Source organism: Actinomadura sp. NPDC048394, assembly GCF_040651755.1.
Lineage (GTDB): Bacteria > Actinomycetota > Actinomycetes > Streptosporangiales > Streptosporangiaceae > Spirillospora > Spirillospora montaniterrae.
Map to the genome: position 1 here is coordinate 1 of NZ_JBEZJL010000081.1, position 24,449 is coordinate 24,449.

At 70.5% G+C, this 24,449-nt stretch carries 32 protein-coding genes and 1 pseudogene; 12 read left to right on the forward strand and 21 right to left on the reverse strand.

The genetic code is table 11. The features are described 5' to 3' along the window. Positions 1-39: 39 nt before the first annotated feature. Together AB0C78_RS40720 and AB0C78_RS40725 are read right to left on the reverse strand one after the other, a co-directional pair. Complete coding sequence (locus AB0C78_RS40720) at positions 40-1,080, reverse strand: zinc-dependent alcohol dehydrogenase family protein (protein WP_360758885.1); 1,041 nt, start codon at positions 1,078-1,080, stop codon at positions 40-42. Between the two features lie 93 nt (positions 1,081-1,173). Next, positions 1,174-1,587 (reverse strand): hypothetical protein, encoded by a 414-nt coding sequence (locus AB0C78_RS40725; RefSeq protein ID WP_360758887.1) that lies wholly within the window; start codon positions 1,585-1,587, stop codon positions 1,174-1,176. Positions 1,588-1,896: 309 nt separating this feature from the next. Between AB0C78_RS40725 and AB0C78_RS40730 the strand changes: the two genes are divergently transcribed. Both AB0C78_RS40730 and AB0C78_RS40735 read left to right on the forward strand, forming a co-directional pair. Then, on the forward strand, positions 1,897-2,349 hold the full coding sequence (locus AB0C78_RS40730) for an HPF/RaiA family ribosome-associated protein (RefSeq protein ID WP_360758889.1): 453 nt from the start codon (positions 1,897-1,899) through the stop codon (positions 2,347-2,349). Then, positions 2,346-2,792, forward strand: coding sequence for a pyridoxamine 5'-phosphate oxidase family protein (locus AB0C78_RS40735; RefSeq protein WP_360758891.1), 447 nt, complete (start codon positions 2,346-2,348; stop codon positions 2,790-2,792). The genes AB0C78_RS40730 and AB0C78_RS40735 overlap by 4 nt, the downstream gene beginning before the upstream one ends. A gap of 24 nt (positions 2,793-2,816) precedes the next feature. Here the strand turns inward: AB0C78_RS40735 and AB0C78_RS40740 are convergent, their stop codons facing one another. Both AB0C78_RS40740 and AB0C78_RS40745 read right to left on the reverse strand, forming a co-directional pair. Continuing rightward, complete coding sequence (locus AB0C78_RS40740; RefSeq protein WP_360758893.1) at positions 2,817-3,914, reverse strand: acetate/propionate family kinase; 1,098 nt, start codon at positions 3,912-3,914, stop codon at positions 2,817-2,819. Between the two features lie 24 nt (positions 3,915-3,938). After that, positions 3,939-6,311: a phosphoketolase family protein gene (locus AB0C78_RS40745; RefSeq protein WP_360758895.1), complete on the reverse strand. Its 2,373-nt coding sequence runs from the start codon at positions 6,309-6,311 to the stop codon at positions 3,939-3,941. A gap of 178 nt (positions 6,312-6,489) precedes the next feature. Between AB0C78_RS40745 and ppk2 the strand changes: the two genes are divergently transcribed. Beyond that, complete coding sequence (ppk2, locus tag AB0C78_RS40750; RefSeq protein ID WP_360758897.1) at positions 6,490-7,305, forward strand: polyphosphate kinase 2; 816 nt, start codon at positions 6,490-6,492, stop codon at positions 7,303-7,305. A 13-nt stretch (positions 7,306-7,318) separates the two neighbouring features. Here ppk2 and AB0C78_RS40755 read toward each other — a convergent pair. From AB0C78_RS40755 to AB0C78_RS40765, 3 genes and pseudogenes are all read right to left on the reverse strand, one after another. Then, positions 7,319-7,699 (reverse strand): annotated as a pseudogene (locus AB0C78_RS40755) (respiratory nitrate reductase subunit gamma); the annotation flags it as partial. Positions 7,700-8,145: 446 nt separating this feature from the next. Then, complete coding sequence (locus AB0C78_RS40760; protein ID WP_360758899.1) at positions 8,146-8,655, reverse strand: hypothetical protein; 510 nt, start codon at positions 8,653-8,655, stop codon at positions 8,146-8,148. Positions 8,656-8,715: 60 nt separating this feature from the next. Beyond that, on the reverse strand, positions 8,716-8,961 hold the full coding sequence (locus tag AB0C78_RS40765; RefSeq protein WP_360758901.1) for a hypothetical protein: 246 nt from the start codon (positions 8,959-8,961) through the stop codon (positions 8,716-8,718). 169 nt (positions 8,962-9,130) lie between these two features. On the opposite strand from AB0C78_RS40765, the gene AB0C78_RS40770 reads away from it, so the two are divergent. Then, on the forward strand, positions 9,131-9,514 hold the full coding sequence (locus AB0C78_RS40770; protein WP_360758903.1) for a hypothetical protein: 384 nt from the start codon (positions 9,131-9,133) through the stop codon (positions 9,512-9,514). 15 nt (positions 9,515-9,529) lie between these two features. Here AB0C78_RS40770 and AB0C78_RS40775 read toward each other — a convergent pair whose 3' ends face one another. After that, positions 9,530-10,015 (reverse strand): pyridoxamine 5'-phosphate oxidase family protein, encoded by a 486-nt coding sequence (locus tag AB0C78_RS40775; protein WP_360758905.1) that lies wholly within the window; start codon positions 10,013-10,015, stop codon positions 9,530-9,532. A gap of 468 nt (positions 10,016-10,483) precedes the next feature. On the opposite strand from AB0C78_RS40775, the gene AB0C78_RS40780 reads away from it, so the two are divergent. Further along, on the forward strand, positions 10,484-11,029 hold the full coding sequence (locus tag AB0C78_RS40780) for a bacterial transcriptional activator domain-containing protein (protein ID WP_360758906.1): 546 nt from the start codon (positions 10,484-10,486) through the stop codon (positions 11,027-11,029). A gap of 210 nt (positions 11,030-11,239) precedes the next feature. Here AB0C78_RS40780 and AB0C78_RS40785 read toward each other — a convergent pair whose 3' ends face one another. Both AB0C78_RS40785 and AB0C78_RS40790 read right to left on the reverse strand, forming a co-directional pair. Further along, positions 11,240-11,626: a VOC family protein gene (locus AB0C78_RS40785; protein ID WP_360758908.1), complete on the reverse strand. Its 387-nt coding sequence runs from the start codon at positions 11,624-11,626 to the stop codon at positions 11,240-11,242. Then, positions 11,623-12,468, reverse strand: coding sequence for an ArsR family transcriptional regulator (locus AB0C78_RS40790; RefSeq protein WP_360758910.1), 846 nt, complete (start codon positions 12,466-12,468; stop codon positions 11,623-11,625). Before AB0C78_RS40790 ends, AB0C78_RS40785 begins: the two co-directional genes overlap by 4 nt. A 54-nt stretch (positions 12,469-12,522) precedes the next feature. On the opposite strand from AB0C78_RS40790, the gene AB0C78_RS40795 reads away from it, so the two are divergent. Then, on the forward strand, positions 12,523-13,854 hold the full coding sequence (locus AB0C78_RS40795; protein WP_360758912.1) for an APC family permease: 1,332 nt from the start codon (positions 12,523-12,525) through the stop codon (positions 13,852-13,854). 493 nt (positions 13,855-14,347) lie between these two features. On the opposite strand, the gene AB0C78_RS40800 is transcribed toward AB0C78_RS40795, so the two are convergent. From AB0C78_RS40800 to AB0C78_RS40810, 3 genes are all read right to left on the reverse strand, one after another. Continuing rightward, positions 14,348-14,548 carry a DUF397 domain-containing protein gene (locus tag AB0C78_RS40800; protein ID WP_360758914.1) on the reverse strand — a complete coding sequence of 67 codons (201 nt, stop codon included), beginning with the start codon at positions 14,546-14,548 and terminating at the stop codon, positions 14,348-14,350. A 104-nt stretch (positions 14,549-14,652) separates the two neighbouring features. Beyond that, positions 14,653-14,970 (reverse strand): hypothetical protein, encoded by a 318-nt coding sequence (locus tag AB0C78_RS40805; protein ID WP_360758916.1) that lies wholly within the window; start codon positions 14,968-14,970, stop codon positions 14,653-14,655. After that, positions 14,967-15,161 (reverse strand): hypothetical protein, encoded by a 195-nt coding sequence (locus AB0C78_RS40810; protein WP_360758918.1) that lies wholly within the window; start codon positions 15,159-15,161, stop codon positions 14,967-14,969. Before AB0C78_RS40810 ends, AB0C78_RS40805 begins: the two co-directional genes overlap by 4 nt. A gap of 125 nt (positions 15,162-15,286) precedes the next feature. On the opposite strand from AB0C78_RS40810, the gene AB0C78_RS40815 reads away from it, so the two are divergent. Further along, the gene (locus tag AB0C78_RS40815) at positions 15,287-15,517 is read left to right on the forward strand and encodes a hypothetical protein (RefSeq protein WP_360758920.1); all 231 of its coding nucleotides are present in this window, start codon (positions 15,287-15,289) and stop codon (positions 15,515-15,517) included. A 229-nt stretch (positions 15,518-15,746) separates the two neighbouring features. Here the strand turns inward: AB0C78_RS40815 and AB0C78_RS40820 are convergent, their stop codons facing one another. After that, complete coding sequence (locus tag AB0C78_RS40820; protein WP_360758922.1) at positions 15,747-16,379, reverse strand: TetR/AcrR family transcriptional regulator; 633 nt, start codon at positions 16,377-16,379, stop codon at positions 15,747-15,749. A 263-nt stretch (positions 16,380-16,642) separates the two neighbouring features. Here AB0C78_RS40820 and AB0C78_RS40825 point away from each other — a divergent pair, with 263 nt between their 5' ends. The 5 genes from AB0C78_RS40825 to AB0C78_RS40845 are packed head-to-tail and all read left to right on the forward strand — an operon-like array spanning position 16,643 to position 20,837. Continuing rightward, the gene (locus AB0C78_RS40825) at positions 16,643-16,807 is read left to right on the forward strand and encodes a hypothetical protein (protein ID WP_360758924.1); all 165 of its coding nucleotides are present in this window, start codon (positions 16,643-16,645) and stop codon (positions 16,805-16,807) included. Continuing rightward, positions 16,807-17,742, forward strand: coding sequence for an ABC transporter ATP-binding protein (locus AB0C78_RS40830; RefSeq protein WP_360758926.1), 936 nt, complete (start codon positions 16,807-16,809; stop codon positions 17,740-17,742). The genes AB0C78_RS40825 and AB0C78_RS40830 overlap by 1 nt, the downstream gene beginning before the upstream one ends. 11 nt (positions 17,743-17,753) lie before the next feature. Then, the gene (locus AB0C78_RS40835; protein WP_360758928.1) at positions 17,754-18,581 is read left to right on the forward strand and encodes an ABC transporter permease; all 828 of its coding nucleotides are present in this window, start codon (positions 17,754-17,756) and stop codon (positions 18,579-18,581) included. A 46-nt stretch (positions 18,582-18,627) separates the two neighbouring features. Further along, positions 18,628-19,191, forward strand: a complete 564-nt coding sequence (locus AB0C78_RS40840) for a class I SAM-dependent methyltransferase (protein WP_360758930.1) — start codon at positions 18,628-18,630, stop codon at positions 19,189-19,191. A gap of 26 nt (positions 19,192-19,217) precedes the next feature. Continuing rightward, positions 19,218-20,837, forward strand: coding sequence for a cytochrome P450 (locus AB0C78_RS40845; protein ID WP_360758932.1), 1,620 nt, complete (start codon positions 19,218-19,220; stop codon positions 20,835-20,837). 53 nt (positions 20,838-20,890) lie between these two features. Here the strand turns inward: AB0C78_RS40845 and AB0C78_RS40850 are convergent, their stop codons facing one another. The 7 genes from AB0C78_RS40850 to AB0C78_RS40880 all read right to left on the reverse strand — a co-directional run bounded on the left by AB0C78_RS40850 (position 20,891) and on the right by AB0C78_RS40880 (position 24,011). Next, positions 20,891-21,088, reverse strand: a complete 198-nt coding sequence (locus AB0C78_RS40850; RefSeq protein ID WP_360758934.1) for a hypothetical protein — start codon at positions 21,086-21,088, stop codon at positions 20,891-20,893. 597 nt (positions 21,089-21,685) lie between these two features. Then, the gene (locus tag AB0C78_RS40855; protein WP_360758936.1) at positions 21,686-21,997 is read right to left on the reverse strand and encodes a transcriptional regulator; all 312 of its coding nucleotides are present in this window, start codon (positions 21,995-21,997) and stop codon (positions 21,686-21,688) included. Continuing rightward, the gene (locus AB0C78_RS40860) at positions 21,994-22,182 is read right to left on the reverse strand and encodes a hypothetical protein (RefSeq protein WP_360758938.1); all 189 of its coding nucleotides are present in this window, start codon (positions 22,180-22,182) and stop codon (positions 21,994-21,996) included. The genes AB0C78_RS40855 and AB0C78_RS40860 overlap by 4 nt, the downstream gene beginning before the upstream one ends. Then, positions 22,182-22,457: a hypothetical protein gene (locus AB0C78_RS40865; RefSeq protein WP_360758939.1), complete on the reverse strand. Its 276-nt coding sequence runs from the start codon at positions 22,455-22,457 to the stop codon at positions 22,182-22,184. The genes AB0C78_RS40860 and AB0C78_RS40865 overlap by 1 nt, the downstream gene beginning before the upstream one ends. A 304-nt stretch (positions 22,458-22,761) precedes the next feature. Beyond that, positions 22,762-23,217, reverse strand: a complete 456-nt coding sequence (locus AB0C78_RS40870; protein ID WP_360758941.1) for a protein-tyrosine phosphatase family protein — start codon at positions 23,215-23,217, stop codon at positions 22,762-22,764. Then, the gene (locus AB0C78_RS40875) at positions 23,214-23,786 is read right to left on the reverse strand and encodes a CGNR zinc finger domain-containing protein (RefSeq protein WP_360758943.1); all 573 of its coding nucleotides are present in this window, start codon (positions 23,784-23,786) and stop codon (positions 23,214-23,216) included. Before AB0C78_RS40875 ends, AB0C78_RS40870 begins: the two co-directional genes overlap by 4 nt. Before the next feature lie 18 nt (positions 23,787-23,804). Then, the gene (locus AB0C78_RS40880) at positions 23,805-24,011 is read right to left on the reverse strand and encodes a hypothetical protein (protein WP_360758945.1); all 207 of its coding nucleotides are present in this window, start codon (positions 24,009-24,011) and stop codon (positions 23,805-23,807) included. Between the last annotated feature and the right edge of the window lie 438 nt (positions 24,012-24,449).

Below are 24,449 nucleotides of genomic sequence, written 5' to 3' on the forward strand. Positions count from 1 at the left end.
CGCCGGGGGGGGACGGCCGCGGCTCCTCGGCTTCCGGCCTCAGCGGGTCAGGACGACCTTGAGAGCGCCTGTATGGGCGGCGTCGGCGAAGACCTCGTAGGCCTTCGGGAAGTCGTCGAGGCCGAAGCGGTGCGTGACGAACCGTCCGGCGTCGAGCTGCCCACCGGCGAGCAGCCGCAGCAGCGTGGGCGTCGAGAAGGTGTCGACCAGCCCGGTGGTGATCGTGACGTCCCGGATCCACTGCTCTTCCAGGTGCAGCGTCGCGGGCTTGCCGTGCACGCCGATGTTGGCGATGCGGCCGCCGGGGCGGGCCAGCGCGACCGCGAGCTCGAAGGCGTCCGGGACGCCGACGGCCTCGATCGTCACGTCCGCGCCGAGCCCGCCGGTCAGCTCGCGGACGATCTCGGCCGGGTCCTCGCGGGAGTTGTTCACCAGGACGTCCGCGCCGAACTGCTTGGCCGCCTCGAGACGGCTGTCGGCCAGGTCGACGGCGATGATCCGGCTCGGGCTGAACAGCCGGGCGCCCATGATCGTGGACAGGCCGATCGGGCCGGCGCCGACGACCGCGATGACGTCGCCGGGTGCCACGTGTCCGTTCAGGACGCCGACCTCGTACCCGGTGGGGAGGATGTCGGCCAGCATCAGCACGTCCTCGGCCGGGACGCCGTCCGGCAGCCGGTGCACGGAGGTGTCGGCGAAGGGCACGCGGACGTATTCGGCCTGCGTTCCGTCGATCTTGTGGCCGAGGATCCATCCGCCTCCGCCGAGGCACTGCCCGTACCTGCCCTCGCGGCAGAACCGGCAGGTCCCGCAGGAGGTGATGCAGGAGACCAGTACCTTGTCACCCGGCCTGACCGTCCGGACGCCGGGTCCGGTGGTCTCGACGGTTCCGACGGCCTCGTGGCCCAGGATCCGGCCGTCGGTGACGGCCGGGACGTCGCCCTTCAGGATGTGCAGGTCCGTTCCGCAGATCGTCACCGCGTCGACCCGCACCACCGCGTCGCCGTCGTCGACGACCTGCGGCTTCGGGACCTCTTCCCAAGCCTTGCTGCCCGGACCGTGATACACCAGCGCGCGCATTGGGGGCCTCCTCCGTTGCTCGGTTTCCCGTTCCTCCAGCTTTTTCGGCGGCGGCGAGGGCCGGGCAGTGCCCAACGTCCCGGAGGAAGGGCCTTACGTCCCGCCGACGACGGAGCGCGGGTCGCGAATCTGCAGCCCTAGTTGAACCTTCCACATCGCCTCGGCCAGAGCGTGGAACTGGTAGAGCAGGCGACGCAGGACGGGGAGGTCACCGGCGTCCGCGGTCGCGGCGGCGTGCTCGGCGACGATCCTCAGGCGGTTGACGCGGCAGCCCAGGAAGTGCGCGAGGGCCTCGCGCCGCACGCTTCCCGAGAGCGCGTCGAGCAGAACCGCCTCGGCGGCGTCCAGCTCGCCCAGCACTTCGGCGGTGGCGGCCCGGACGTCCCTCCCGGTGCCCCTGCCGTTCCTTGCCAGCAGCTTCAGCCTGCCCAGCGCGGGCAGGCAGCGGCGATGACGTTCTCGCAGGACGTCCTCAAGGGTGGCCGCACTCGCGGCTGTCGCGCTCATGTTCTTCTCCGTCCGTGGCGATGTGCCGGTCGTCCCCCAGCGAAACGCCGTGCCGGCCAGGGTCGTCGTCACGCACTTCCACGCTCCCCGCCGGCGGCGGGGTCCGGTAGGGAGGGAGGTCCCGGTCCACGGGCCGAAGGTCCCAAGGCGTTCACCGGCCTTGCGGACCGAAGGCCCCTCGGTCGAAGGACCAAGGTCCCTGGGGCGGTTGTGATCAGCGGGGCCATCGTGGAGGAGCAGACCGAAACAGGACGGTCTCCCCCGGGCGACCGGGGCAGGCCGCCCACCCCGAGTGCTCCAGGAGAAGCCATGCCACATCAGGCCTGGTCCACCCCAGAAACGGCCACCGGGTCGCCGACGGAGGCGCCCCCGGCACTGCCGATGTCCTTCGTCCTGTCCGGCGACGTCAACGCCGGCCAGGTGCAGCGGGCCCGCACGGTGTTCTCCCGGGTGCTGGCGCACGCTCACGAACCGGTCCTGTCGGTCCGGGCGACCCTGACCCTCGTGCCCTCGCACGGCAGGGCCTCGACGGCGGAGGCGTCGGTGCAGGCCGACATCAACGGCCGGCTCCTCCACGCGCACGCCGAGGCCGCGTCGCTGCACGAGGCCATCGCCGCGACCGCGGACCGGCTCACGGCCCAGATGGAGCGCTCCGCGCGCGACTGGGAATCGCGTCGCGGACGGCACCCGCGGCCGTCGCGTGGTGACGGCGGCGCACCGGCCCCCTCCGGCCATGACCGGCGCGCGAGACCTGAACAATGATCACCAATGAGTCCTGCGGGCTCCGCCCGCTCGACCGCCCCGACTGCCTGTGGCGGCTGACGCACGCGGTCGTCGGACGCGTGGCGTGGGCGGGCTGCGGCGGGCGCGCCGTGCTCGTCCCGGTGAACTTCGTCATCGACGGCCCCGGAATCGTGTTCCTCACCGCGGCCGGCGGCCACCTGTTCGAGGCGGTCCGCTCCCGGAGCCGGCTGACCTTCGAAGCGGACGGCACGGGCCCCGCCTCGGACGAGGGATGGAGCGTGCTGCTCAGCGGGCGTCCCGAGATCATCACCGACCGCGGCAAGGTCCGGTCGCTGGAGCAGCACCCGCTCGCCGCCTGGGCCCGCGTCCCCCATCGCCGGTTCGTGCGGATGGCGGCCGAGGAGATCACCGGGCACGTCATGCCGCTGCGCCGCGCCGGGACCGAGGGCCCAGCGGGCTGACGCGCGAGCCCAGCCCTCTCTTGATCACCCGCTCTCCTTGAGGACGGCGCGGGTGGCCGCGGCGATCTCGAGGTCCTCGCGGGCGACGACCACCAACGACGCCACGGCTGCGTCGGGCGGGCTGATCACGGCGTCTCCGCAGGTGACGGCGTTGCGATCTGGATCGACCTCGACGCCGAGGAAGCCCAGGTCGGCGGCCAGCCGCCGCCTGGTCACGGGGTCGTGTTCACCGACGCCGCCGGTGAACACCAGCGCGTCCAGGCCGCCGAGGGCCGCGGCCATCGCCGCCGCGCAGGCCCGCAGCCGGTGGTGGTAGACGGCCAGCGCGGCTTCCGCCACGTCGTCTCCGGCGGCTGCGCGGGAGCGCAGCCTGCGCATGTCTCCGGTGCCGGCGAGAGCCCGCAGCCCGGAGCGGTGTTCGAGGGCGTCGGCGATCTCGCCGGCGGGGACGCCGTGCGCCAGCAGCCACAGCGGGATGCCGGGGTCGATGCTGCCCGCGCGGGTGGCCATGACGATGCCCTCCTGCGGGGTGAAGCCCATGGTGGTGTCGACCGACCGTCCGTTCGCCACCGCCGCGAGGGAGGCGCCCGATCCGAGATGGCACACCACGAGGCGCAGGACGGCGGGGTCGGCATCCAGGAGCTGGGCCGCGCGGCGGGAGGCGTAGGCGTGCGACAGGCCGTGGAAGCCGTAGCGGCGGATGCCGTACCGCTCGCGCCATTCGGCTGGCAGGGCGTAGGTCGCGGCGGCGTCCGGCAGGGTGGCGTGAAAGGCGGTGTCGAAGCAGGCCACCGCCGGTACGTCCGGGAGAACTCTGCGGATCTCCCCCAGCGCGTACAGCGACAGCGGCTGGTGCAGCGGCGCCAGGTCGACAAGGTGGTACAGCCGTTTGGTGACCTCGTCGTCGATCAGGACCGGGTGGGTGTGGTCGCGGCCGCCGTGCACGAAGCGGATGCCGACCGCGTCGGGACGCGGCAGGCGCGCGACGGAGGCGATGACGCGCTCGGCCTGGCGGTCGGCTCCGCCGGTCGGCAGTTCGATGTGGGCGCTCGTGGTGTCGTCGGCTTCCAGGAGGCTCAGCTTGACGCTGCTGGAGCCGGGGTTGACGGTGAGCACTCGCATGTCGCGCTCCTTCACACCCCTTGCTCAGTACGGCCAGGTCCAGTCGCGGACTTCCGGGGCGTCCTCGCCGTGTTCGCGGGTGTACGCGCGCAGCCGCAGCCGCTCGTCCGCCATGCGCTGCCGGACGTTCGCGACCCGGCCACCGAGAGACGGGACGCGGTCGATGACGTCCATGACGAGGTGGAAGCGGTCCAGGTCGTTCAGCATCACCATGTCGAACGGCGTGGTCGTGGTGCCCTCCTCCTTGTAGCCGCGGACGTGCAGGTTGTGGTGTCCGTGGCGGCGGTAGGCGAGCCGGTGGATCAGGTACGGGTAGCCGTGGAAGGCGAAGATGACGGGCTTGTCGGTGGTGAACAGGGCGTCGAACTCGACGTCGGGCAGTCCGTGCGGGTGCTCCTCGACGGGCTGCAGGCGCATGAGGTCGACGACGTTGACGACGCGGACCCGCAGGTCCGGGAAGAAGCGCCGCAGCAGGTCCGCCGCCGCGAGGGTCTCCAGGGTGGGCACGTCCCCGGCGCAAGCCAGAACCACGTCGGGGTCGGCACCGCCGTCCGTCGATGCCCAATCCCAGATCCCGATGCCGCGCGTGCAGTGCGCGATCGCCTCGTCCATCGGCAGCCACACCGGGGCGGGCTGCTTGCCGGCGACGATGACGTTGACGTAGTCGCGGGAGCGCAGGCAGTGGTCGGCGACCGAGAGCAGGGTGTTGGCGTCCGGCGGCAGGTAGACGCGGGTGATCTCGGCCTTCTTGTTGAGCACCACGTCCAGGAAGCCGGGGTCCTGGTGGGTGAAGCCGTTGTGGTCCTGCCGCCACACGTGCGAGGACAGCAGGTAGTTCAGCGAGGCGATGGATCGCCGCCAGGGCAGGTGCCGGGTGACCTTCAGCCATTTGGCGTGCTGGTTGAACATGGCGTCGACGATGTGGATGAACGCCTCGTAGCTGTTGAACAGGCCGTGCCGCCCGGTGAGGAGGTAGCCCTCCAGCCAGCCCTGGCACAGGTGCTCGCTGAGCACCTCCATGACGCGGCCGGTGCGGGCCAGGTGCTCGTCGGTGTCGCGCTGGTCGCCTTCGAACACGCGGTCGGTGACGTCGAAGACGGCGCCGAGCCGGTTGGAGGCCGTCTCGTCGGGCCCCATGATCCGGAAGTTGTGCGGGTTCGCGGTGACGACGTCGCGCAGGTACCCGCCGAGGACGCGGGTGGCCTCGGCGGTGGCGTTGCCGTGCTTGTCCACCGGCACCCCGTAGGCGCGAAGGTCGGGCAGGTCAAGGGGGCGCAGCAAGAGCCCGCCGTTGGCGTGCGGGTTGGCGCTCATCCGCCGGTTCCCTGTCGGCGCGAGGTCGCGCAGTGCGGCGACCGGCCGTCCGGCGCCGTCGAAGAGTTCGTCCGGACGGTAGGAGCGCAGCCATGCCTCCAGCTGGGCTAGATGCTCCGGGTTGTCGCGGACGCCCGCGAGCGGCACCTGGTGTGCGCGCCACGTCCCCTCGACCGGCAGCCCGTCGACCTGTTTCGGGCCCGTCCACCCCTTCGGCGTCCGGAGAATGATCATCGGCCAGCGGGGACGGCCGGTCGCGCCCTCGTCGCGGGCGGCGAGCTGAATGCCGGCGATCTCGTCCAGCGCCCGGTCGAGCGCCGCCGCCATGTCCCGGTGCATCGTCGCCGGATCGTCGCCGGAGACCACGATCGGCGCGTACCCGTACCCCTCGAACAGCGTGACCAGCTCTTCCTCGGGGATGCGGGCGAGCACCGCCGGATTGGCGATCTTGTAGCCGTTCAGGTGGAGGATTGGCAGCACCGCGCCGTCGTTCACCGGGTCGAGGAACTTGGTGGAATGCCAGCTGGTCGCCAGCGGCCCGGTCTCGGCCTCGCCGTCCCCGACGATGCACGCCACGACCAGGCCGGGGTTGTCGAACGCGGCGCCGTAGGCGTGCGCGAGGGAGTAGCCGAGCTCGCCGCCCTCGTGGATCGAGCCCGGCGTCTCCGGCGCCACATGGCTCGGGATCCCGCCGGGGAAGGAGAACTGCCGGAACAGCGCCCTCATCCCCTCGGCGTCCTGGGACACCGCGGGATAGACCTCGCTGTAGGTGCCCTCCAGCCAGGCGTTGGCGACCGCGGAGGGACCGCCATGGCCCGGGCCCATGACGTAGATGGCGTCCAGATCGCGAGCCCTGATGACCCGGTTCAGGTGGACGTAGCAGAAGTTGAGCCCGGGCGAGGTGCCCCAATGCCCCAGGAGCCGGGGCTTGATGTGCTCCGGACGCAGCGGCTCGCGCAGCAGCGGATTGTCCAGCAGGTAGATCTGCCCGGCCGACAGGTAGTTAGCCGCTCTCCAGTAGGCGTCGATCGACCCGAAGTCGGCGTCGGTCGGCGGGCCGCTCGGCGTTGTCGTGGACGTCACCGTTCCTCCTTGAGATCGCTGATCTCAGCGCATCACGGGACGGGCCGCGCACGGCAGGGCCGAAGGTCACATGCCCCCGATGCGAGGGTCCCGGACAGGGGCGGCGCGACGGTCGTAGCCGGCGGCCGGGAGCGTCGTGATCTACTTGGCCCGAGCACGCCGAGACGGGAGGGCCGCCATGAGCAAGGGATCGGGCAAGGTCAAGCGGCTGCCCCGTGACGTCTACGAGCGTGAGCTGGCCCGGCTCCAGGCGGAGCTGGTGACGCTGCAGGAGTGGGTGCGCGCCGAGGGCGCCCGCGTCGTGGTGGTGTTCGAGGGACGGGACGCGGCCGGCAAGGGCAGCACGATCAAGCGGGTCACCGAGTACCTCAACCCCCGGGTGGCCCGGATCGTGGCGCTGCCCGCCCCGACCGACCGCGAACGCACCCAGTGGTACTTCCAGCGCTACGTCGAGCACCTGCCCGCGGCCGGCGAGATCGTGCTGTTCGACCGGTCCTGGTACAACCGGGCGGGCGTCGAGCGGGTCATGGGCTTCTGCACCCAGCAGGAGTACACGCGCTTCCTGCACCAGTGCCCGATCTTCGAGCGGCTGCTCGTCGAGGACGGCGTCCTGCTGCGCAAGTACTGGTTCTCCGTGAGCGACGCCGAGCAGGAACGGCGCTTCCGGAGCCGGCTGGAAGACCCGATGCGGCGCTGGAAGCTGTCCCGCATGGACCTGGAGTCGATCACCAGGTGGGAGGACTACTCGCGGGCCAAGGACGAGATGTTCGTCCACACCGACATCCCCGAAGCGCCGTGGTACGTCGTGGAGAGCGAGGACAAGCGGCGGGCGCGGATCAACATGATCGCGCACCTGCTGTCGACCATCCCGTACCACGAGGTGGAGCGGCCAGCGCTCGAACTGCCTCCCCGCCCCGCGCCCAAGGGCTATGAGCGGTCGCCGCGCGAGATGCAGACCCAGGTCCCCGACCACTCCGCCACGCTGCGCTCCTGATCGGGGACGCTGGTCAGGTCCGTTCCCATCCGCGGCGGACCGGGACCGCGCCCAGCCGGTCGTCGCGGGAGCGGTAGACGATGTAGGGACGGGTCAGGTAGCCGACCGGGGCGGTGAGCATGTGCACCAGCCGGGTGAACGGCCAGATGCAGAACAACACCATGGCGCTGATCGCGTGCAGCTTGAACAGGATCGGCACGTCGCTCATCAGACCGGCGTGCGGGTCGAGGTAGAAGACGGAACGGAACCAGACCGAAACGGTCGTGCGGTAGTCGTAGCCGCCGCCGAGCATGTTGGCGACGACGGTGGCGGACAGGCCGAGGACGATGGTCACCGCGAGCACTGCGTACATCAGCTTGTCGTTGCGGGTGGTGGCGGAGAACACCGGTCCAACGGTCCGGCGCCGCTAGATCAGGATCGCCAGCCCGACGACGGTGCACGCTTCCGCGATGGTGCCGAGGACCAGTAGCGCCCACGCCCAGAAGTTCAGCGCGAATCCCACCGTGACCAGCACCAGCATCACTATCGAGCGCGATCCACCACTCGCCGCGGCCGGCACGCTCGCGCGAGTCGGTCCCCTCTCTCGAACCACCCATCGCCTACACCCCCCTCGATCATTCGATGCCGCGCTTCGTGCACGGCGCGTACCCGACCTCAGCCCGTGAACCGTGATCGATTCGCGTCGAGACCACACTGTTGAAATCGGCCGACCGCAAATAGGGACGTTGGTCCCGTGACGCGGGTCCTTACGGAACACCGGCAGCGCGCAGGCCATGACCGTCACTGCACTCTGGTCGCGCGGCGTCGCAAGCGCACTCTCATGCCGGCGGATGGTGCGAATCAGATCCGGGCAGGACGGCGAGCGGCCGGCACGTTTCTCGCGACGCGATCCCGCAGTTCCCGCAGTCTGGGCTGAGCTTGGGGGACCGGCGGAGCCGCGCCGTTCGCCGCGACCACGCGGCGGCGGAGCCGGAGGAGATCGGTGCGGCACCGGGCTCGCGCCGATGACACGGGCTGGCCTGACTTGAGGATATGGCCGGCGAGCATGACCGCCTCCAGCAGGGCGGTGTGACCGGCGGGGCACCTTTCGCCTCTGACCACCAGGAAGTCACCCCGCTCGCCACGGAACACCTGCTTGCCCGCCGGCAGCGTCCCCGTCTTCGGCCACGAGGCGCGGACCGCAGCGCCGTGCTGGTCGACGAGTTGCGAGATCATCTCGAAACCGCCGCCCGCGAGCGCGCCGCGAACGGCGTCGATCAGCCACCCGTCGATCGGTATGGCGGACGTCCTCGATGCGTCCGAAGCCGACCGGTCCGCCTGGGCATCGGCGTAGATCCTCACGTTGCGCAAGCCCCGCACGGTCGAGTGCGTGGCGAGACCTGAACGCTCGCAGCGCCAGGTCCGTGCCGGTCAGGCGGATGCCGACCCTGGGGGAGCCCTGGCGGAGCGAACCTCTGCCATCGCCGTCCGCACGTCCTGCACGGCCTTCGCATCGACACCGCCGTCGACCTCGACGAGTACCGCGACGACTTCCTCGCCGCGGCTCAGCAGCATCTGGAGATCCGCCGCGCGCCGGTCGCCGCTGATCAGCCCCGCCCAGGGAAGGCCGAAGCGCTCCGCCGCCAGACCGCAGGTCGCGGCGAAGCCCGCGATCAAAGCCGACCGGACACCGAGCGCGCCTTCCGCGTCCCGATCCCTACTGGGCAGGTCGATCGCACCGCTCTCGCCCGCAGCCGGCGCGAGGGCTGCGGCCCCCCGACCGCGTACGGGCGCCCACGACGATCAGGCGCGCCGCGTGCGAAGCGTTCGACAGGGCGGTCACCGGGTGCGCCAAGGTGACCTCGCAAGCGACCTTGACCTCGGCGTCGCCTTGCTCGGCGCACTCGTATCCGCCGGCTACCGCAACGCCATCGACGACAAGCTGCACGACATCCCCCAAGACGCCGCAGACACCGCCCGGCAAGGCGTCGCCAACGCCGTCCAGGCGGCCGGCAGCACCGGCCCCCACGCACAGGACCTGCTCCATGCAGCCCACCAGTCCTTCATCGACGGCTGGCAGCAGGCCATGTGGGCAGGCGCCGCCATCATGGGCGCCCTACTCGTCCCCACAAGAGCCGCGCCACAGCCCAAAGCAAAGGACACAAACCATTCCACCCACTATCAACAACACTCATGGTCAGTACAACTAGGCCGCATTGGCGCGGATTGACCGGGCCGGCTCCGGTCAGCCGAGTGCGGCGCCGTTGTCCCCTCCGTACTGCATGCCGAGGGCCATGGCGTCATCGCCCAGAGCAACGTCCACCCCGTCCGGAATGCGACGCCCGGAGAGCATTTCAGGACGGACCCTGATGAGCAGGTCCCGTTGCCCCGGCGCCCAGGTGCGCAGTTCGATCCCCTGCAGCAACGCGACCTCGCCTGGCGCGGAGACCCGCCGCGCCGGACCGACCGCGACCACGGACCAGCCCGTGCGCGTGTCGACATCGAACTCGTCGATCTCGAAGGCGACGATGGTCCCGGTCGCAGCGGTGGCCAGCCGGGAGGTCCGCGACGTCCGGAAGACGATGTCCTCGCCGTCGAGGACGTAATTGACCGGTTGGATCGCCGGCAGGGCGTTGTGGGTGAAGACGATCCGGCCGACCTCGGCATGCCGCAGCAGATCCCGGCACTCGCCGGGCCCGAGGATCTCCAGACCACTGCGATCGAATTGCATGATTCCAGGGTGCAAGAGCGCGCGTGTGCCCTGTTAGGGCCCAAGGTCCCGACTCCTTGTTCCGCCCGCACCAGCGGCAACCAGCCAGAAGATCTTCCTCACGAACCCGCAGACTCTTCCGATGGTCTTTGCGGGCGATCCACCGCAGGAGGCTGGCGGGCATAGCAGGCGATCTGTCGGCGGGTCTTGTCGAACATGCGCCGCCCGCAGATCGTGCAAGAAGTGCAAGAGCGGAAGCAGTAGGAGCGCTTCGCGTCAGAACACGCGGCGTAGCCCGACCGCCCACCTGCACGGCAATGTTCCACGCTCCGGACACAGCGATCGTGGGCGCCTGCAGCACCGGGTCCTGGCGAGCGAACGCTTCGCCGGCGCTGCGCCCCCAGCAGGCGCGTGAGCGGGCGCCGGGGCAGCGGCGCCCGGGCCGGGCGCGGGGCGTCGCTGTTCGCCGGGACTGGGAAGGAGGAGGACGTGGCGGGCGTGGTAGATCCGCAAAGTCCTGCGGACCGCCACCGGACTCACCGAGCCCATGTCCATCATCCTGACCGGCGGCCGCTACCAGCTCGACCCGAACCTCATCGACGTCGACCCTGGCGCCTCAGTGCCAGCCTGCAGGGGGCTCGGCAGACAGAGGACGACGCTGAGCACGCCCGGGCAATCGACACCGTCGTCGATCTCTATACCGCCGACTTCGCCGACGGCCTCACTCATGAATGGGCGGCGAACCATCGCGAACATCTGCGCCGCGCCACCATCAACGCTCTAGCCCGTCTCGCGCAACGCCTCGAAGAACATCCGGACAAGGCCATCCCAGCACTGGAACACGCCATCCGCCTTGATCCCTGCGCGGAGCCTCACTACCGCTCACTCATGAAGCTAGAGGCCCGCCTCGGCAACCGCGATGCGGTCAAACGCACCTGTCAGCTCCTGTCCCGCCACCTCGACGACCTCGACGCCGATCCCGAGCCCGAGACGCAGCAACTTCTCCCTAACCTCCCACGCTCTCGTCCCCGCTGACCAGTGCCGGCGCAGCACACCACCGCAGTTGTCTCGTGAGAGGACGGACCCGGTGCACGGAACCGCCCGCCGCCCAGGCTAGGAAGGCAGTAACGGCGCAGCCACGGCGCACGAGTGGCCCGCTGGAGCCACCATCCCTGTTCTTGACGATGCGTTGAAGTCGTGAAGGAAGACGGAACCTTTCTGCCGGAAGGAACGGCAGCGGTCGAGCTAGGGCCGGGACGTGGGCTGGAATATCTCGATGAGGTTGCCGGCGGGGTCGGCGAGCAGGATCTGGCGACCGCCCGGGCCGGAGACGGTGTCGCTGCGGAAGGCGGCGCCCGCCGCGCGCAGGCGGGTGATCTCGGTGTCCAGGTCGTCGACGATCAGGTGGTTGCGGTTGCGGCCGGCGCCGGCGGCGTCGGCGGGAGTGGCGCGGGTACCGGAACTGGCGGGGCCGGACAGCAGTAGCCGCAGCGGTCCGCGGACCACGTCAGCGAAGGCGGGCGCGGCATCGTGGTTGAGGGTGAAGCCGAGGTGTGTGGTGTAGAAGTCGATGGCTGCTTGAACGTCGTCGACGAGGTAGCGGACGCCGGCGTGCTGGTCGGGTGCCGTCATGGGTGAGCCTCCGGTAGGAGAGTGAGGACGGGCAGCAGGTAGCGGACGCGCGTGTCGATGTCGGCGGCCGTCCGGATGAAGGCGGCCTCCTCGGCCTTGCGTCCGCGGCCGTCCGGGCCGGTGGGGTCGGACGGAGTGGTGAGATCCGACGGGGTGGCGGGGTCGGGAATGCTCCAGTGGATCCGCCGGGCGTCGCCGGGGAACTCCGGGCAGGCTTCCCGGGCCCTGTCGCACAGGGTGATCACGTAGTCGAAGCGGCGGCCGTGCAGGGTGTCCAGGTGACGGGGCCGCTGTCCGCCGATGTCGATGCCATACCGCTCGCCGAGGACCTGCACCGCACGGGGATGCAGGGCGGGTTTGGGACGGGTGCCGGCACTGATCGCGGTCACCTGTCCGGCGGAGTGGTGGCGCAACAGCGCTTCGGCGATCGGTGAGCGGGCGCTGTTGCCCGTGCACACCAACAGCACCCCGTGCCGAGGCCAGTGTCGCCCGCCGTCCGGGGCTGCCGGGGGTGCGGTGATGCCGCGAAGGGCCGGGTGCAGGGCGGTTCCGGTCGCGGCGAGGGTCTGCGCGCAGCGGTCCAGATCGAGGCGGTAGTAGCTGTCGCGCCCGTCGAAACTGCTGCGGGCGGCGGTGACCAGGCCGCCGTCGCGCAGCAGCCGCAGATGGTAGGACACCAGGTTCTGCGGCGCGTCGACCAGCGCGATGAGTTCCCGGACCCGCAGGTCACCACCCGCGAGGGCGGTCAGCAGCCGCCAGCGCACCGGATGGGCGGCCAGGCGCACGAACTCCGGCACGTCGCGTGTGCCGCTGCTCGAGGTGGCTTGACTCGGTGACACCACACTCGGGACGATACATCAAACCGGTTTGATGGAATAGCGGGCGGAGGGCCGGCGATGCCGTCTGAACCACGCTCCGGATCCAGGGCTCCCGGGACGGCGGCGCCCGCGCCCGGCGGCGCTCTGGCGCGCCGGCTGGGGACCGGGGACGCGGTGGTGATCGGGCTCGGGTCGATGATCGGGGCGGGGGTGTTCTCTGCGTTCGGCCCGGCCGCGCGCGCCGCCGGGACGGGGCTCCTGATCGGGCTAGTGATCGCCGCGGTGATCGCCTACTGCAACGCGGTGGCCTCCGCGCAGCTGGCGGCGGCCTACCCGACGTCCGGCGGCACCTACATCTACGGCCGCGAACGCCTCGGCGACTGGTGGGGCTTCGCCGCCGGGTGGGGGTTCGTGGTCGGCAAGACCGCCTCGTGCGCCGCCATGGCGCTCACCTTCGCCTCCTACGCGGTTCCCGGACCCTGGTGGGCGCAACGCGCTGTCGCGGTCGCGGCGGTGCTGGGCCTGACTGCGCTCAACTACCACGGAGTGACCAAGACCGCCCTGCTCACCCGCCTCCTCGTCACCACCAGCCTGATCGCCCTGGCCGTCGTGGTCGCGGGCATCGCGGCAGGCGGTCACGCCGGTACCGCGCGCCTGGGCGGCTGGTCGTCGCTGGGCAGCGGCGGTGCCTACGGCATCCTTCAGGCCGCCGGCCTGCTGTTCTTCGCCTTCGCGGGCTATGCGCGCATCGCCACCATGGGCGAGGAGGTCCGCGACCCGCGCCGCACGATTCCCCGGGCGATCCCGATCGCGCTGCTCATCACCGTGGCGGTCTACCTGGTCGTCGGGGTCGCGGCGCTGCTGGCCGCCGGACCGGACCGGCTCGCCTCCGCGACCGCGCCGCTGACCACCGCCGTCGACGCCGCAGGCGCCGGCGGCCTGGCGCCGGTCGTGCGAGCGGGCGGGGCGCTGGCGGCGCTCGGCGCGCTGCTGGCGCTGATCGCCGGGGTCGGACGCACTGGCCTGGCCATGGCCCGCCGACGCGACCTGCCGGGCCGGCTCGCCGCCGTCCATCCTCGCCACCGGGTACCGCACCGCGCCGAGATCGCCTTGGCGGTCGCGGTCAGCGCCCTGGCGGCCACCGTCGACCTGCGCGGCGTGATCGGCTTCTCCTCCTTCGGCGTCCTGATCTACTACGCCATCGCCAACGCCTCGGCGTTCACCCAACCGCCGTCCGACCGCCGCTGGCCCCGCCCGCTCAACCTGCTCGGCGCCGCCGGATGCCTCACCCTGGTCACCACCCTGCCCTGGCCGTCGGTCGCGGCCGGCTTGATCATGTTCGCCATCGGCCTGGCAGGACGATGGCTGGTCCGGCACCACCGCACCCCGCCCCAGCCGCCCACCGGGTAAGCGCGGCCAGCCGCGCCCCCCGGCTCAAGGCCCTGGCCAAAGTCCGGTTCGTCCTGGTCGATCAGCACGGCACATTCACTTCTACCGGATTAGCACCGCGTGCGCGGAACGCTTCCCGACCACCACCGATCTGGCCATGGGACGTCCCGCGCCGGCCACGCCGATCTCCCCGCCCAAAGGAGACGGCAAGATCACCGCCCGCCACACCTGGGCGTAGAGCCTCCGCCTGTAGCGGGTCGGAGACTGCGGAGCTGCCGTGACCCGCCAGGACCGCCGAACAGGTATGGCCAGGAAGGTAGAGAGTAGGGCAGCCGGCCGATCCGACGGCTGGTGTTGTCGCCTACCTACGTGAGCGGCGGCGGCATACCACTCCGCCGCCGATCACGTCATTTGCTTGCACGGACAGCAATGCCGTGCACCTGGGGACGAGCCGATCGACAAACAGCAGGCCCGGTAACTCTGTTTGATGCCCGGAATCGCCGCCGTCGCAGTGTCAGAGGTCCAGGATGCCGGCCTTCGCGCGGTCGAGCAGACTGCTGAACGCGGCTCGGTCGAGGGTCAGGTGGCCGCCCTGCGGGTTCTTGCTGTCGCGGATGCCGATGGCGGCCGGCACCTGCGCGACCTCGACGCAGTCCTGCTCGGAGTTGCCGCGGCTGCTCTTGCGCCACTCGCCGATGGCGAAGTCAGCACTCATGGTCAGGCCATCTCCCTTGCCGTCTGCCGGAACAACGCCGAGCTCACAGAGTCTTCTGCGCTCAGTGGCGTCGGCACTCACTGAGGTTTCAACTCGCGGAGCGCTCAACCCTCGCGTGAGTCAGCCGACCGGCCGCACCTGGCCCCGTCGTTCCGCTGTCCAGTTCTCTGGCCAGATGTGCGGCAGGCCGATGTCCGCAACGTGAGCTCTCGCGTCCGCCCCGCCACAGTTCGGGTGGCCGCGATGCCCCTCGAAGTCAACCCTTCCATGGAAGGAGGCGAACAGGAAAGTGCCCCCTCTCCGGAAAGGCCCTTGAGGGTTATCTCCCTGAAGATGGGATCACCCAAGAAGGTCACTCGGTCAAAGGCGCCATAGCTGGAGAAGGTAGCGCCGCCAAAGTCAGCGCTACCAGAGAAGGTCACGCCGACGAAGTTCGCGTGGAATCGCCGGAGAACGACACGCCACTGAACGTCGCGTTTCCGACGGAGCAGCCGCGCATCCGGAAATCGATGAGCACTGCGCCGTTGAGGTCGAGTTGCATGTCGTACCAGAACTGGGCGGCCTGCTTCGGCTGAACGTGAGCGCCAAGGATGCGTTGGGCGGCGAGCCGCACTTGGCGTTCCTCGTTGGCATCGGGTGCCGGAGGGGTCGACGCGAGGGCCAGACCGCGCCGGGCGGCCTGAGGCGTTCGAGGGCGTAGAGGCCCGCTAGACGGACGAGTGCTCTATCGCTGCCCAGTTGGTCGGCGGCCTTGGTGTAGAGGTCGGTGATGCGGCGTTCGCCGGCGTCGTGGTCGCTCAGCGCAGTGGCGATCTCCTGGTGACGTTGACGACGAAAGGCCAGCATCAACCCGACGGCCGCACCGGCTCCGCCTCCGGCGGCCAGGCCGGTGCGGACGGCGTCGATGCGCGCGCTCACCCGGGGCGCTCCGACCGGGGCTTTGTCAGCGATGCCCAGGGCCATCCATGAGACCGCAGACCTAGCGCGAAGGTTCCAGATTCTGCATTTATGGACGGACTCCACCTGCAAATCCGGCCGAACCGCGGATTATTCTGGTCGGCATCTCGCTCCCGCTGCGGGCGCGGCTCTCTCCCCACCTCGGCGACCACCACCGCCCTGTGCCGCATCTTGGCCGCCATTGCGACACAGGCCGGTGCAGCCACCGTCCAGAGCATTCCTCGCTGATGACTTTCGACGTTTAGCCCGTTGGTCGCCAGGCGTCCGTGTCTTCAGCTTTGTCGGTGGTCCAGCCGGTGCTTGCCATGGGACCGAGCGCGGTGAGGATGGTCTTGACGAGGCGGTGGAGCGCTTCGGGTTCGTCCAGTCCGCTCGCGGCGGTCAGGGCGTGCAGGCAGTAGAGGGCGAGTTCGGTGGCGGGGACGTCGCGGCGCACCGTCCCTGCCGCCGCGGCGTCGTCGATCAGATCACCGAGGAAGTCGCGCAGTCGCTGGTGGGCTGCAGCGACGTGTTCGCCGGTGTGGAGTTGCCCGGCGAGGTCGCCGTCGTGGTGGCGGCGATGGAAGATCATCTGGGCGTAGGCGGTGAGGACCGCTTCCAGTCGCTCGGCTGCGCCAGTGGCCTCGTCGCGGATCCGGAGCAGTTCCTGCAGATGGTGGTCGACCTGGCGGTCGTGCCAGGCGCGCAGGATGGACCCGACATCGGGGAAGTACTTGTACAGCGTCGCGCGGCCGATGCCGGTGTCCTTAGCGATCTGCGACATCGTCACGCCGGTCAGCCCGCGTTCGGCCACCAGGGCCGCGGTGGCGTCGAGGGTCGCCGCCCGGACGGCGTCGCGGTGTGCCTCGATCGTCTGGCTCCAGATCCTCGGCATGTCGGCCATGGTACGCCGTGCCTCTGGTGCAGACACCTGCCTCCAATAGCGGCACTATGCCGCGAATCCTCGCCCCCCGAGCGCGGAGCACCAGCGAGCATCCCTTCCCGTGCCCCGATACCAACCGTCACTCGGCAACAGTTACCAATACATCTTGACACCTGAAGACACATCATGACTTGACATAGACACTCTGTCTCTAAAAACTGAGTGCCGGTGCTCGTACTGAGGCACACCCACCCAGAACATCCAGGGAGAGCTCGATGCCCGATCTTCCTTCGCATCCTGAGACAGACCAGCAGGGCGAACCTGCGATCGCCGGGGGATCGCGCCGCCGCCGACTGCTCGCCATCGCCCTCGCCGTCGCCGTGGTCGTCCTGGTCGTCGTCCTGCACCTGACCGGCGTCATCAGCATGGGAGAGCACTGATGATCGAGGCCGAAGCGCTCGTCAAGCGCTATGGGGACGTCACAGCGGTGGACGGCCTGTCGTTCACCGCTCCGTCAGGTTCGGTGACAGGGTTCCTCGGGCCGAACGGTGCTGGGAAGTCGACGACGATGCGGATGATCCTCGGGCTGGACGCGCCCACTGCGGGATCGGTCACGGTCAACGGCCGTCCCTACACCGGGTACTGCCGTCCGTTGCGCGAGGTCGGGGCGCTGCTGGACGCCAAGGCGGTGGCCGGCGGACGGTCCGCACGCAACCACCTGATGTGGCTCGCGCTGAGCAACGGCATCCCCCGGTCGCGGGTGGACGAGGTCCTCGAACAGGTCGGTCTTGCCTCGGCGGCACGCAAGAACGTCGGCGGCTTCTCCCTGGGCATGGCGCAGCGGCTCGGGATCGCTGCCGCGCTGCTGGGCGATCCGCCGGTGTTGATGTTCGACGAGCCGGTCAACGGCCTGGACCCCGACGGCGTCGCCTGGATTCGCACGCTGCTGAGGTCGCTGGCCGCGCAGGGACGCACGGTGTTCCTGTCCAGCCATCTGATGAGCGAGATGGCATTGACCGCCGACCGGCTCGTCATCATCGGGCGCGGCCGGCTGATCGCCGAGACCACCGTCTCCGGTCTGCTCGCCGAGGGCGGCGGCAACCACATCAGGGTCCGCTCCGCCGAGGCCGACGACCTGGCGCGCCTGCTCACGGAGCATGGCGCCAGCGTCGGGCGGGAACCGGACGGCGCGCTGCGGGTCACGGGCGTCACCGCCGACCAGATCGGCGACCTCGCCCGCGGCCGCGGGTTCGGCCTGCTGGAGCTATCGCCGCAGCAGGCGTCGCTGGAGCAGCGCTACATGGAACTCACCCGCGACGCCGCCGAGTACCGGTCCGCCGATGCGGCGCCGACCTCGACGATCCCCGTGAACTGAAGGACGTTGCCATGACCGTCACCACTGCATCTTCCCCGTCCTCGGTCGGCCGGTCCTGGGAGCGAGGCGGCGACTTCATCAACGTGCTGCGGGCGGAGATGTGCAAGCTCCGCACCGTCCGCTCCACTTACTGGGTCCTGTTGGTCGCCTTCGCGTCCAACATCGGGTTCGCCGTCCTGACCGCGACGGTCCTGGCGCCCCGGCTCGGCACCGGTGAGCGCGCCCGCGTCGACGTCGTCCAGCTCGCGCTGGCAGGTCTGCACCTGTCCCAGGTCGCCTTCGGAGTGCTCGGCGCCCTCGTCATCACCGGCGAGTACGGGAACGGCATGATCCGCACGACGCTGGCCGCCGTTCCGCGGCGGCGTGCCGTGCTCGCCGCGAAGGCCCTGGTCTTCGCCGGCGTGACGCTGGTCGCCTCCACGGTGTCCACATTCGCCGCCTACCTGGTCTTCCAGGCCACTCTGCCGGCGCACACGCTGACGAGGACGTCGCTGACCGACCCCGGTGTGACCCGTGCGGTGGCCGGGGGCGGGCTGTACCTGACTGCGCTCGGCCTCCTCGGCCTCGGCCTCGGCGCAGTGCTGCGCTCTTCGGCGGGCGCGATCGCCACCCTGTTCGGGCTGCTGTTCATCCCCCCGCTGTTGCTGAATCTGCTGCCGGGATCCTGGAAGGACACCGTCGGGCCCTACATTCCGATGCAAGCAGGCGACCAGATCTATGTCGCCGCCCATCGCGAAGCGGCCAGCCTCGGCCCGTGGACCGGCTTCGGTGTGTTCTGCATCTACGCCGCGGCGGCCCTGGCCGCTGGCTTCTTCCTCACCGGCCGCCGCGATGTCTGAGGCACCTACAGGTGGCTCTCACCACAGGAGCTGCCAGCCGGACGAGATGTACGCCGGTGGCCCGCCTTGGGATATCGGTGCACCGCAACCGGCTTTCGCTGCCCTTGCTCAAACCGGAGCGATGCGCGGACGCGTCCTGGACATCGGCTGCGGAACCGGGGAACACACACTGCTGGCCGCCGCCCACGGGCTGGACGCCACCGGGATCGACCTCGCCGACGGCGCCCTGCGCATGGCCGAAAGCAAGGCGCAGGAACGGGGCTTGACCGCCCGGTTCCTGCGCCTGGACGCCCTGCGAGTGGCCGACCTCGGCGAATCCTTCGACACCGCGCTGGACTCGCTGGTCCTGCACGCCTTCACCCCCGCCGACCGCGCCGCCTACCTGGACGGGCTGCGCTCGGTTCTGCGACCCGGGGGCCGGTTGCTCCTCCTGTGCTACAGCAACCTGCACACCGCTGAGCCCGACGTCCCGCACAAGCTCTCCCGCGAAGACCTCGAGTCAGCGTTCGCTGACGGCTGGGCCCTCGACTTCGTCCAGGCCGCGGTGTCCGCCTCCAACATCCACGCCGACGGCGTCACCGCCTGGCTGGCGGTCTGCACCCGCCTCTGAGGCCCTGACCCGGAAGGACCACCGCCATGTTCGCTTCCCAAGCCCGGATCCGCACTGATCGCGCGGGCCGCTACCTCAAGCAGCTCTGCGAGCACGGTAACCAGATGATCGCGTTCCCCTTCCGGCACGGGGACAGCGCCGACCACATCAAAGGCCGCGACAACGGTCACCATGACGGCGCCGGCCTTCCCCCTGCGGCGCGGCAGATCACCTACTCCGACGCCGAAGGCCTTATCGACTTCGGTTGGGGCCGCTGCACTCTACAGGCGGACGGCCAGGAACTAAGGCTCCACGCCGAAGCCGAAGACCAACGATCCCTGCGGCGACTCCAGGACTCCATCGCCGGTCGCCTGCACGTCATCGGCCGCCGCGACGCGCTGGCCGTCACCTGGAAGCCGATGCAACCCGGCTCGCAAGCCGCAGCGATCCTCAGCGCCCTGATGACGCCCGAAGGCCGCGCCGACCCGTTCCCCCTCTACGCCCAGGCCCACGAGGCGGGACCGGTCTCGACGATCACCGGCGGCTGGTTCCTGGCCTGCGGCTACGCAGCCGTCGACCAGGTACTGCGCAACCCGGATTTCGGACCGGCCGAACGCCAGCGCCAAGACCCCGACGGCATGACCGGCGACCTGCCGTCGATGAGCCGGTCGATCCTGTGGGCCAACCCGCCCGATCACGGACGGATGCGCTCGCTGATCTCCCGGGTGTTCACCGCCCGGCGGGTCGCCGCACTGCGACCGGCGATCGAGGAAACAGTCGATGGCCTGCTCGACGGACTCGCCCTGGCCGCCGCGGACGGACGTCCGGCCGACTTCATGGACCGGTTCGCCTTCCCCCTGCCCATCACCGTGATCTGCGAACTGGCAGGGGTCCCGGTGGCCGACCGCGACCGTTTCCGTCCACTGGCCGCCGACCTGACCCAAGCACTCGAACTCTCGGCTCTGACCTCCCCACCCGCCGCCCTCGACCCGAACAGCCCGATCGGCGCGGCCGCCCGCGAACTGGCCGAATACTTCACCCAACTGATCGACGAACGCCGCACGTCCCCGCGCGGCGACCTCCTCAGCGCCCTGGTGGCGGCCCGCGACACCGGTGACGGGCGCCTGTCGGACCAGGAACTCCTCGCCAACCTCATCCTGCTGCTCGTCGCCGGATTCGAGACCACCGCCAACCTCCTCGGCAACGGCCTCGCAGCCCTCCTCGACCACCCCGACGTCATGGCAGGGCTGCGGACCGGCCAGATCGCGATCTCAGGATTCATCGAAGAGGTCCTGCGCCACGACGCACCGGTCCAGGTCACCACCCGAACGGCACGCACCGACGGCCTCACCATCGACGGCATGCCCATCCCGCCTGGCGGCAACGTGGTCCTGCTCATCGGCGCAGCCAACCGCGACCCCGCCCGCTACCACGACCCCGACCGTTTCGACCCGGCACGACCCGACATCAAACCCCTCAGCTTCGGCGCCGGCCCGCACATCTGCCTCGGCAACAGCCTGGCACGCCTCGAAGCCGCCATCGCCCTCCCCCGCCTCCTCACCCGCTTCCCGACGATCTCCTCCGTTCCCGAGACACCGCGGACTCGCCGGGACCGCCTCGTCTTGCGCGGCCTCCAAGCCCTCCCGATTCGCATGCTTCCGAGGTGACCCCCACGGCAGGGCGACCCTTGAGCGCCCCGGTGACGCGGCCCCACAGCTCGCTACCGCGGCTCGGTGGCGAACCGGCCGAGGCGGCCGAGGGTCCGCGCGGCACTGAACTCCTCCGGCCGAGCGTCCACGGGCAGCGGACGCGGTGGGCCGTCCGCCATCGTCGCGGCGAACATGACCACCCCGAGGGCCGGCAATCCGAGAACGCCGGCGAGTACGCGGCGTGGTGCGTCGAGCGATTTCTCCGTCACGCGCCCTGACGCTAGGCCCGCTCGTGCAGGCCCGGAATGGGGTGCGCAACCCCGTCGGGCTGCGGTTTTCCACATCCCCGTTCATATTGACCATTTCAAGGGTGCGGATCGAACCGGCGGCGATGTCCGCCCCTCGCCTGCGAATCGATGGGCCGTTCGGATCGGCGGACGACTGTGAACGCACCGCCTGCTCGGTTACGGCACCGGTGGTCGACCGTGGCGGCTGCATGTCCGGGAGGACGCACTTGCCGAGCTCACCGACCATGCGCGCGGGGGCGTCACCCGGCCCCGGGTGGTGCACGGGGTCAAGGTGCGGGTCACCCGGTGGCAGGGCGGGGGCCGCTCCTGCTCGTCGGGGCCATGGGCGGTCGGGCCCGCCGGCGTGCTCGTCGCCGCTGGTCCTGGAGCTCGTCGGGGTCGTGCGGGTGATGACGCGCGGGCCGAGCGCGACCAGGGTCACCTCGGTGAGCGCAACGCCGCCGCGCTCTTGGCGCTTGACGCCGCACTGCGCACCCGAACCTCTCCCCTGATCTGCTCCTGAATCCTGCGAACCTCAGCTGTCTCGGGCGGGCCAGATTCCCCGGCCCGCCCGCACGATCAGTGGTCGTTCTCGGCCGGGGTGTCGGCGAGGGGCCGGCCGACGATCTGCTGGAGCGCGGCGACGTACTCGTCGAACGCGCGGCGGCCCTGGCGGGTGAGCTTGAACCAGGCGCGGGGGCACTTGCCGACGTAGCCTTTGCGGATCTCGACGTAGCCGGCCGTCTCCAGCGCGCTCGCGTGTTTGGACACCACCGAGCCGCTCAGCCCGAGGCCGTCGCGGATGAAGCCGAACTCGGCCTCGGTCACCGTCGCCAGCCGGGAGACCATCTGCAGCCGCGCGCGGGTGTGGATCACCGGGTCCAGGTTCATCGGGCGACCTTTCCGGAGAGCCGCGCGAACACCATGGTCTCCGCCCGGCGGTGGGTCGCCGCGCTGTAGACGGCGGCGACGGCGCCCGCGACGGCCTTCTGCCAGACTCCCGAGTCGGTGACCAGGCCGACCAGGGGCGGGGCGACGCCCCAGACCATGAAGATCGAGGCGATCCACAGCGCCATCAGCGCACCGGCCTTTGGCGTCCAGATGCGCGGCCGGACTTGCTGCGGGTGCGGGCGGACACCGCGGCGACGAGACCGAGCAGCCCGGCGACCGCGGCGGAGGCGAGGCCGGCCTGGGCGGCGCCGTCCAGCTCGGTGCTGACCGCGGACGCCGTGCCCAGACCGATGACGCCCGGGACGTACCAGACCAGCAGCCGCCGGTCAGCGTAGGCGCGCTGCCGGGTCCGCTCGATCGCGGCGAGGGCCTCGGCGGCGTCGGTGTACTGGTCGCTCATGGGAGGCCTGCCTCCTCAAGAAGTACTTTCCGATCGAGAAAGACTTTCTACTTTCCGATCCGTCAGGCACTTGCCAGAGCCGGTCGCCCGGGGGGCCGAGGGCGCTGGGGGCGACAGGTCTTCGGCGGGCATTTTCGGACGGCCCGCATCCCCGGTCCCATGCGGGCCTGACGATGGCACGCTGACATGCACCGGAGCCCCAGCCGTCGTCCTGCAGCACGCTCGGATCCGAGGGCGAACAGACCGGAGCGGCGCGCCTGTTTGCCGCCCGGGCCCGGAAACGCGGACCGTGGCCGAGGCCTTGTCAGCGGTCGGGGACGACCTGCGGGAAACGGCTCACCCATCGGCGCTGCCAGGGGGTTTCCACGGCTTTGGGGTGATGGTGCGCGCGGGCCCAGTCGGTCGCGACGGCGGCGTCCACCCCGGACAGGATGGCCAGGCAGGCGATGACCGTGCCCGTGCGGCCGACGCCGCCGCCGCACGCGACCTCGGCCGACAGACCGGAACGCGCCTGTTCATGCAGGTGATGGATCTGCCGGACTGCCACGTCGGAGTCGCGGGGCAGCAGGAAGTCGGGCCAGTCGATCCAGACGTGGGGCCAGGACAGCGCGGCCTCGTGGCGGCCGCGCAACCGGCCGGACCCGAGGTAGAGGCCGACGTCGGGCGTGGGCCCTTCGGGCAGCGGACGGCGCAGGCCGCGGCCGCGGATGTAGGTGCCGTCGGGCAGGCGGACGGCCCCCTGCAGCAGGGAAGTGCTCATCGGATCAGGCCCCTTTCATGGTGGCGTGCGCGGTGGTTGGCGACGTTGACGCGGTTGCCGCACAGGTCGGGCATGCAGTAGAGGCGCCTTCCGGCCCGGCTGATGTCGACGAACACCCCTCGGCAGCCAGGGGCCGCACACGAACGGAAACGCCCGTGCCCCAGCGTTCGCACGACGCCCATAATGCCGATGGCGACAAGCGTGGCGAGTTCGTCGGCTAGGCCGGCTCCCGGCGCGATGGGGATCAGCCATTCCCAACGGCCCGTGTCCCGCCGTTCCAGCGTCGGGGCCAGCCCGGCGCGGCGGATCAGCACGGTCGCGCCCGCGACCGCCTGGTCGGCGGTCTCGGTCTCGATGATCCCCCGCACCTCACGGCGCAGGAAGTGCACCTGCCGGACGTCCTCATCGGTGAGCGGGCCGTCGTGTCGCAGCCGGTGCTCGGCGAGGAAGGCCACCAGCGCGATCGGATCGGGCAGCGCGTCTCCGCTGGTCCGCACGGTGGGTGAGGTGGCGACCAGGTCGTTGGCGACCACCATCCCCCAGCTGTAGTCATCAATGGGAATCTTCACGACACCTCCAGGTAATGATCATAGTAGCTCTATAACCCTTACTCGATGCCGGTCCTGGGAAACGCCGCCGAGACTGCGGAGATCCATGTCGCGCAACAGGCCGGTGAAGCGCAACAGTTCGCAACCGGTCAGCCGTTCGGGCATGGACAGCCAGTCGGGCAGCACGCCGATCAGCTCCTTGACCCGCGCGATGTCGGCCCACACCCGGATCCGGCGGCGTTGCACCGCTGGAAGAGTTGGACAGGGTGTAGGTCTCGTTCAGGATCGTCATGACCGCGTACCGCACGCACCCCACGCTGCCGCCGTCCTGGGCCTCGGCCGTCTGCAGTCTGAAGTCGCGCGGGTCGCCGGCGGTGCGGCCGGCCCTCTCGAACAGCGTCGGGGCCTCAGCGGAGCCGTCGGCGGCCGGGGCGATGACCACGCTCGGCTCGTCGCCGCCGGCGATGACGCATGAGATGCCCAGCCACAGGAACGCCTTGTGCGCGTTCGGCGCCTTGTCGGGGAGCACCTCGAGCACATGGGCGCGGGTCGTCTGATACGGCCGGTCGGGGCTGCCGGAGGGCGCGACGGACAGAGCAGTGAATTGGCCCCTGGGGCCCGGTCGCACCGCTCCCAGGCCCTGGAGTCGAGGGCCGCTGTTCAGCATCAGGAACCCGACTATTA